Origin of the sequence: Gordonia sp. 852002-51296_SCH5728562-b, assembly GCF_001665475.1 — a bacterium.
GTDB lineage: Bacteria > Actinomycetota > Actinomycetes > Mycobacteriales > Mycobacteriaceae > Gordonia > Gordonia sputi.
Window position 1 is genome coordinate 60,856 of the sequence record NZ_LZMI01000116.1, and the last position, 6,812, is coordinate 67,667.

Here is a 6,812-nt window from a genome sequence, read left to right on the forward strand (position 1 = left end):
GACGATGCCATTGCACAGGCTCGCATCGGTCACGATGGGCGTACCGAATGTCGATGAAACACTCGCCTACTACACGGAATTCGGGCTGACGCCGACCTCGGACGGCTGGTTGTCGACCACCGAGGGTGGCGAACAGCTGCGGATCGTCGCCGCGCCGACGCGTCGACTGCTCGAACTGTCGGTCGGCGCTGACGATCTCGACGACATCGACCGCATCCACCACGAACTCGTCTCGAAAGGCTTTCTCGCGCAACGGCACGGCGACGAGGTGACCGCCCACGAACCGGTCGCCGATCTCCGCGCCACCGTGCGAGTCCTGCCGAGACTGAATCAACAGCGTGTCGAACCGACTCCGTACAACGGCCCCGGCCGCATCGAACGGTACGGCCGCGCACCCGGCGTGATGCGCGACTACGCGATCAAGCCGCACAAGCTCGGACACGCGGTGCTCGGTTCCACCGACTACGTGGCGACCTGCCGATTCTTCGTCGACGGACTCGGCTTCAAGATCAGCGACCACATCAAGGGGCACGGGTCGTTCCTGCGCTGCTCACAAGACCACCACAACATCCTCGTCATGAACTCACCGGTGACCTACCTGCACCACACCTCATGGCAGGTCGACGATATCGACGACGTCGGGCGCGGCGCCGCTGCGATGCTCGAGGGCAACCCCGAACGCCACGTATGGGGGCTCGGCCGACACCACGCGGGCTCGAACTTCTTCTGGTATCTGAAGGATCCGGCAGGCAACTTCTCCGAGTACTACTCCGACATGGATTGCATCCCCGACGATGCGCTGTGGACGCCGGAAGACCTCGAAGGCGCACGCGGACTGTTCAATTGGGGACCGCCACCTCCCCCGAGTTTCCTCGCTCCCGAGGACCTGGCCGCGATGATGACCGGCGCACACTCGACCAACTGACGCCCGACACTCCCGCTCGAATAACTCCCCAAACCCCTTATCCACCCCCTCCGGCACGACGCCGGCACTTCGACCATGGAGGTCGACTCCGATGGAAACCGTCACCACAGATGTCCTCATCGTCGGCGCAGGGCCGGCTGGCCTGACCGCAGCAGCACTGCTCGCCAAGTACGGCGTCAGGGCTCTGACCGTCAGCCGCTACTCCGGCACCGCGAACTCACCACGCGCCCACATCACCAATCAGGGTGCGATGGAGGTCTTCCGCGACCTCGGCATCGACGACCGCGTGCGCGCCGCTGCCGTGCCGAACGAGTACATGGGCAACAACGTCTGGGCGACAAGCTTTGCGGGGACCGAGATCGCCCGGCTGAAGTCATGGGGTTCGGGGACGCTGCGGCACGCCGACTACGAGGTATCGAGCCCGACGGAGATGTGCAACATTCCGCAACACATCCTCGAACCGATACTGCTGCAGGCGGCGCGCGAGTTCGGCGCGGAGATCAGGTTCAGCACGGAGGCCGTCTCGCTGACCGACACCGGCGATCACGTCGAGGCCATCGTGCGCGAACGCACGACAGGCGCCGAGTATCGGGTACGCGCCAAGTATGTGATCGGCGCCGACGGCGGCCGTTCGACGGTCGCGCAGCAGATGGAGTTCCCGCTGCGCGGAGAGATGGGCCTCGGTGCCGCCATGAACATCTGGCTCGAAGCAGACCTCACCCAGTACACCGCCCATCGCCCTGGAACGCTCTACTGGATGGCGCAGCCCGGCAACGACTACTGGGTCGGCAGCGGCACGTGGATCTGCGTGAAGCCGTGGACGGAATGGGTGCTGCTGTGCATGTACAACCCCGAGGACGGCGAACCCGACACGTCCGAGGAGGCGGTCATCGAGCGGGCCCGCACCACCATCGGCGACGACTCGATCGACATCCGGATCAAGGCCGTCAGCAAATGGCAGATCAACCACGTCATCGCCGACACGTTCAGCAAGGGTCGGGTGTTCCTCGCAGGCGACGCCGCTCACCGGCACCCGCCTGCGAACGGTCTCGGCACCAACACCTCGGTGCAGGACTCCTTCAACCTCGCGTGGAAGCTCCCGATGGTGCTGCGTGGCGACGCCGAACCTGCACTCCTCGACACCTACACCCAGGAGCGCCAACCTGTCGGAGAACAGGTCGTTGATCGCGCGATGGAGAGCGTGCGCAACATGCTGCCGATCTCGCAGGCCCTCGGCTTCGAGCCCGGACAGTCCGCGGAGGACGGTTGGAAGATGCTCGACGAGTTGTTCTCCGGAACCGAGCGCGGCGCGCAGCGACGCCGCGAACTCGACAGTGCCGTCGCGCTGCAGAACTATCAGTTCAACGCGCACCGAGTGGAACTGGGACAACGCTATTCGTCGACGTGCATCGTCGACGACGGCACCGATTACCCCGAGAACGTCCGCGACGCAGAGCTCTACTACCAGGCGACGACACATCCGGGAGCGCGCCTACCCCACGCGTGGGTCGAGCAGGGTCGACGCCGCGTCTCGACCGTCGACATCACGGGACACGGTGCGCTCACACTGATCATCGGGGAGAACGGCGATGACTGGCGTGCCGCGGCGGCACAGGTGGCACAGGAATTCGGGATCGAACTCGACGTCCGCGCCGTCGGCGTCGGTTGTGAGTACCACGACGTCCTGCGGGAATGGACACAGCAGCGCGAGGTCGGCGCCGATGGTGCGCTCCTCGTCCGACCCGACCATCACGTCGCGTGGCGCAGCTTGGCGATGGTCGGCGATCCGATCTCCACTCTCCGCGCAGCGCTGAGCACGGTCCTTGCCAGGAAGGCACCTACCAACGCCGCGCCAAGGGCCCCGCAGACGGAGACGATCGCCTCTCGGGACGACGTCGCGAAAGTCGTCACGGTCGGGAGCCGAGCACCGCTCGGTGCCGGTTCGAACTGAACCGGTTCGTCACCACGCTCGATCGACGAGAACATCACGCGCCGATGACACTTTGCCCTCAGCGGTTGCGGCGTATGGGACAGAAGTGTTCAGTGTTACTACTGTGACTAAAGTTGTTCGCAAGATCTCGTCGAGCACGACCTCTCGGTCGGCATTCAAGCGCCTTGGCATGATCGCGCTGGGCGTCGTGGTGGCCGCAGGAATGAGTGCGCCGGCCTTCGCGTCTGCCGCTCCCGTAGATGACATCGCCGGTGCATTGGGCGGGCTCGCCAACTCCCTGTTGTCCGACTCCGGGCTTCCCAACTCATCGTCGGAGCTGGGGCTCGGCGACATCATCCCGAAGGTGCCCTCACCGGGCAACGCGACGTCACGTTGCACCTCGGTCGTCCAGGTTGGCGACTCGACGTCGGTGAACGCAGACAAGGCATCGGCATTGCCGAGTCCGAGTGACACCGCGTCGGCGCAGTACCGGCGAGTCGGGGCGACGTCGGTGAAGGTCGACGCGCTGAGCGGACGAGCAGTCGTCGGAGGTCCTGGGACCGACGCCGAGAAGGCAGTCGCCGGACTGCTCAGCTCTGGCTCGAAAGGCTGCTGGGTGATCGCGATGGGCATCAACGACGCCGGGGCGATCTCATCCGGCAGCACGGTGAGCGCCGACGCGCGGATCGACCGCATCATGTCCGCGTTGAAGGGTCAACCCGTGTTGTGGCCGACGGTCACGACGTCGAATCCGAAGAACCAGGCATTCGGCCCCGCGGCGATGGCAACATTCAACACAGCACTACGCGCCGCACTCGCGCGCTACCCGAATCTTGCCGTCTACGACTGGGCAGGCAGTGCACCAGCGAACGAGTTCGCCTCCGACGGAATTCACTACACGGCCGCCGGTACCGCCGATCGCAATCGCCGATTCGCCGACGCTCTGGCCCGCGCCTACCCGCAGGGTGTCGCAGGCTATCTCCCCGCCAGCCGATGGATCACCGGCTGACCCAGGTTCGATCACGCCTCGGACGGGACGGGAGATACCGTCAGATCGGGCAGGAGATACTGAGATCGCGCTTTCCTGTGACTGCCTGCCGCAACCCCTGGGTGACGGCATCGGCATACAGGAAGGTGCCTGGCCCGAACGGATGCACTCCGTCGGCGCCGAGAAGCTGCTGGTGACTTGCGGCAGCCTGGCACCACGGCGCCAGGTAGACGTTCGGGTGCCGCGGCGCGTACTGCAGAACCTGGCGAGCCGCCTGCGGGATACCGTCGACGGGGCCGTACGGCACCAGCAATACGATCTGGTGGCCTGGTCCGATCTCGCCGAGGATGCGGTCGAGTTGTCCGTCGAACGCCTGGCCGTTGGTACCGAACCCGAGGACGACGAATTTGCGTAGCTGACGGGCGGCGGCGAGGTTCTCGATGATCGGTTCGCCACCGGTGTAGTGGCGCGAGACCTCCGCGTCGATGTACATGCCCGGGAACCGGTTGGTCAGCGCCATCGACGACGCCAGCATCACCGAGTCACCGATTCCGGTGATCTCACCGCCGAGCGGAAGCGTCGGAACGGGTGCCGCGGGCGGAGGAGGAGGTGCGTGCCGCAGCGCGGCGGCGTTGGCCTTCTGCATCTGCGCAAGCTGGTCGAGTTGCTCCTCGAGCTGTGACTTTGCCGGGCTGGTGCCCAGTGCGGAACCAGCGAACAGAGCAACAGCGAGGGCAGCGGCGAGTGCAAGGGCAGGCGCAGCAGTGCGTTGGCGCGAACCAAGCAAGTTCAGGACGCCACGCAGACCCAAGCGATGGAACGGGGTTTCGATCCACCGGAACGACGCCTCGGAGAGCGCCAGCGTCAGGACGGCAGCGATGAGTCCGATCACCCATACGGGCAGAGTCCCCGAGTGAGCTCGGTCAGCATGGAAGAGCTGCCGCAGCACCACCACGACAGGCCAGTGCCACAGGTAGATGCTGAACGACCGTGTACCGAGGTACCGCAACGGCTGACGACACATCAGTCGGTGAACGCGACCTCTCCCCCGGATCGCATCGAGCACGATCCCCGCGGCCAGAATGCACGCCAGCAGCAGTCCGCCCTGATACGTGAACGACGACGTATCCGGTAGCACCAGGAAAAGCACCACCAGAGCGAGGAAACCGACCGGGGCGAGAGTAGCGCCGAGCAGGTCGACGACACGCTCAGGCACCAACCGCGGCCACGAATCGGGTGCTGCGGGCGACGGCGCCGTCACGAGAAGCGCCAGGATCACCCCGACCAACAACCCGAATGCGTGTGTGTCTGTACCGAAGTACACCCGGCTCGGGTCGGCATGGGGATCATGGAGCAGCCACATCGCCACGACCGATCCCACCGCCAGCACAGTGGCTACCCCGGCTGCGACCCAGAGGCGTCGACGCATCGGCAACGCGCGCGCAGCCGCCATGATCGCCACGAACAGCAATGGCCACACGACGTAGAACTGTTCCTCGATTGCCAGCGACCAGTAATGCATGAAGATCTGCGGCGTCGTGTCCGCGAAGTAGCTATGTGACTGAGAAATCTGCACCCAGTTATTGACGAAAAACGCAGATCCGACGAACTGCGGCACTAGTTGTACCGCGATGTCGCCACCCAACACACCAGCGACAGCAACGGAGACCACCAACACAGCAAGTGCTGCGGGAAGAATGCGGCGCGCGCGACGCGTCCAGAATCGCGACAACGAAATACGTTCCGAGGCACCGTACTCACGCACCAGCAGAGACGTGATGAGAAAACCCGACAGCACGAAGAAGATGTCGACGCCGAGGTAACCGCCCGGCACGGCCGCACCGAAGAAGTGGTAGAGCACGACGACAAGCACCGCGATACCGCGTAATCCGTCGAGCGCGGGAACGCGTCGGATTCGTCCGGCACCCAACGGTGGTGCGGCTTGCTCCCGCCCCTCGGGCGCACTCGTCGCATTCGCTGCGTTCGCTGGAGCGAGCTCGACGGAATGCGAGTCCACCGACACCTCGGCCGTGCCCGCTCGCGCGGCATCGCCGTCCGGAACATCAGCTTCCGGCGCATCGCCTTCCGGCGCACCGCCTTCCGAAAGATCGACCAATTCCGTACCAGCGGTCGGATTCTGCGTGACAAGCCGGCGCCGATATCTGAGGTCGGCCAGCCGCCGGTATCTGAGGGCCGGCGTCACGGCGGAATTCACCCTCTCGACAGCCTCTTCCTGCCCTATATCCGAGCTGCCGACGTCGGACGCCGTCTCGACATCAGGGTCCGGCACAGCAGCGGCATCTGACTCGATATCAGCCTCGTCCAACCCTGTGTCGTGGGCAGAAGGGGCAGAGGCATCGTCGACACACGGATCGTCAACGACGTTGGCCGATATAGACCACGGTCCGACCGAGCTCCGCGCCACATCACTGTCGGCGGGGACGCCGGCAGAGCGACTCAGCGACGGCATACGGACATCACGCAAGATCCGCAAGCGAGTGATCATCCGCGGACTCCCTCATCGAGAGCGGAGCCGACCGCGCCACCCGACCCCACGGACGACGGCAGAACAAGGAGCCGCTGAAAAGAAAGCAACGAGCATGAGCGAGACAGCAAATGTGAAGGCATAGGGCACGTTTCGGAACGTCGGTTCAAGTCAGTCGGAATATCTCAGGAAGGCAGTGCGCGAGATCACGCGACGAGCCGAGTCTAGATGCGGTCTCAGTTCGCGGACCAATCGACACGCCACAATCATTTCATCGGATGACAATGCGAGATAACCGGCAGCAAAAGAACATGAACAGCGCACAAATAATTCACCAGAGCCGAATACCTCTCGCAGAACGGGGCCGGCCAGAACGAAGTTGGACTGGGACCCAACGAGCACCCCCATGAATGCAGTAATGCCCCGCACCTTGAGGGGTGCGGGGCATTACTGGAATGTTGTGCTCGGCGGTGTCCTACTCTCC

At 64.6% G+C, this 6,812-nt stretch carries 4 protein-coding genes; 3 read left to right on the forward strand and 1 reads right to left on the reverse strand.

The features are described from left to right. Window positions 1-4 precede the first annotated feature (4 nt). From A5766_RS20040 to A5766_RS20050, 3 genes are all read left to right on the forward strand, one after another. Entirely contained in the window at window positions 5-925 is a 921-nt protein-coding gene (locus tag A5766_RS20040; RefSeq protein WP_005201741.1) for a VOC family protein, read from the forward strand. A gap of 91 nt (window positions 926-1,016) precedes the next feature. Next, window positions 1,017-2,876, forward strand: a complete 1,860-nt coding sequence (locus tag A5766_RS20045; RefSeq protein ID WP_064906133.1) for an FAD-dependent oxidoreductase — start codon at window positions 1,017-1,019, stop codon at window positions 2,874-2,876. 103 nt (window positions 2,877-2,979) lie between these two features. Continuing rightward, a complete protein-coding gene (locus A5766_RS20050; RefSeq protein ID WP_039854086.1) occupies window positions 2,980-3,864 on the forward strand; it encodes an SGNH/GDSL hydrolase family protein in 885 nt (294 codons plus the stop codon). Window positions 3,865-3,904: 40 nt separating this feature from the next. On the opposite strand, the gene A5766_RS20055 is transcribed toward A5766_RS20050, so the two are convergent. Next, on the reverse strand, window positions 3,905-6,046 hold the full coding sequence (locus A5766_RS20055; protein WP_231894741.1) for an acyltransferase family protein: 2,142 nt from the start codon (window positions 6,044-6,046) through the stop codon (window positions 3,905-3,907). Between the last annotated feature and the right edge of the window lie 766 nt (window positions 6,047-6,812).

Coding starts and splice junctions, on each gene's coding strand:
- A5766_RS20040 (WP_005201741.1), top strand. CDS start 5: ATGCCATTGCACAGGCTCGCATCGGTCACGATGGGCGTACCGAATGTC.
- A5766_RS20045 (WP_064906133.1), top strand. CDS start 1,017: ATGGAAACCGTCACCACAGATGTCCTCATCGTCGGCGCAGGGCCGGCT.